This window comes from Rheinheimera sp. WS51, assembly GCF_050936095.1.
GTDB lineage: Bacteria > Pseudomonadota > Gammaproteobacteria > Enterobacterales > Alteromonadaceae > Alishewanella.
On record NZ_JBOTRC010000040.1, the window covers coordinates 1 to 1,395 of the forward strand.

Annotated in this window: 2 protein-coding genes; both read left to right on the forward strand. The window is 39.1% G+C overall.

The features are described 5' to 3' along the window. A partial coding sequence (locus ACRCA4_RS14910; protein ID WP_433190355.1) for a hypothetical protein occupies positions 1 to 705 on the forward strand: 705 nt, incomplete at its 5' end. A gap of 85 nt (positions 706 to 790) precedes the next feature. Beyond that, a complete protein-coding gene (locus tag ACRCA4_RS14915) occupies positions 791 to 1,309 on the forward strand; it encodes a hypothetical protein (RefSeq protein WP_433190358.1) in 519 nt (172 codons plus the stop codon). Positions 1,310 to 1,395: the final 86 nt, after the last annotated feature.

Genomic DNA, 1,395 nt, shown 5'->3' on the forward strand with positions numbered 1-1,395 from the left:
GTTTCACAAGGAAAGTTTGTGCGAATATTTAAAATTCTTGTACCTGTTTTTATATTGCTTCTTTTTGCGTCTTTTATCTTCTTTAAAAAGGATGCGATAGCATGCGAAATGATCGGGCAGACGCATTTTTCTAAGATTTCAACAAATCTCTATGTTGATGACAGTCTTGACGAAGCACAGAAATCGAACTTGATAGAAGCAATAAATGATGCAATCGAAAGAGTTTCAAATGTGTATGGTAACCCTATATCTTCACCAAGAATTATTGCTACAACTGAGGATAAGTACTCCAGTTTTGGCTTTAATCCAACGGGCATGCAAGCATCAGGGTTCTTTAGAGAGTGCATATTTCTAGGCCCTAAGGGGCTCAACACAGACGTGATAGCGCATGAATTTGTTCATGCAGAGGTAAGGTACAGAACTGACCTTCTTGTAGAGCTTACGCAATTACCAGCCTGGTTTATTGAAGGAACAGGTATTAAAGTTGACTATCGCAGACCTTTTTTACTTGAAAATATAGAGATAACAGAGGAAGAACTAGCAAAAGTTAAATCTATTTTTTTTCTAAGCGACTTTCCAAATACAAGTGTGAAATACTACCAAGCATCAAGAATAGCTGTTGAACCAATGCATACTAAAAGTTTGTACTCAGGATTGGAAAGGTTAAACAATGGAGAGAAGTTTGAAGTGGTGTTTGGGCTGTGAAACTAACAAGGCGCTACTACGGAAAATTTATTCGCTAAGGCTCCTATATTTCCGCAGAGCGTGGCGTTATGCATCAAGGTGAACGATGAAGTACCTCCTATTATTTTTATTACTCTGGCCTTTTTGTACTCATGCAATTGAGTGGGAAGATGAAGATTGCGGGTCTTGGAATGCTTACCAAGGAAAAGTATTTTCTCTAGAGGTTGGCACTTCGTTTCACGGGCAGGTCACTTTTAAACTGTGTAAGTCCAAAGAGCAAAGTACACTGGCAGTTAAAGTACATCGCATACAGTTCGATGAGAAGTCTGAAAAAAGTACAGAAACCATAGTTCGTGAACATATCAAGCTGTCGAATCAAAAATACGATGAAATATATAGTCGTTACGAACAAGCTCTAAAATACAATGCACTCGATGAAATTAGTGGGTTAGATGGGTCAAATTGGTGTCTTGAGTCGCAACGTGGCTTTACATATACAAAAGGGTGTTTTTGGACTCCTAGCCATGAACCGAAGGAGAGGGGCTTAGAAGACTTGTACAATCTTGGTGTTTACCTTTGGTCAGTATCAGGTCTGGAAAAAGATAAAACTCTTAAACTCTATTAAAAAATGCATAACAAACACATCAAAAATCGCTCCACTTCGTTCCGCTGGACCTCCTTACGCTGCGCTCCAGTCGGCCCTTTATGTGG

Bases quoted from the DNA above. Each gene is read 5' to 3' on its own strand.
- ACRCA4_RS14915 (WP_433190358.1), top strand. From the start codon at position 791: ATGAAGTACCTCCTATTATTTTTATTACTCTGGCCTTTTTGTACTCAT.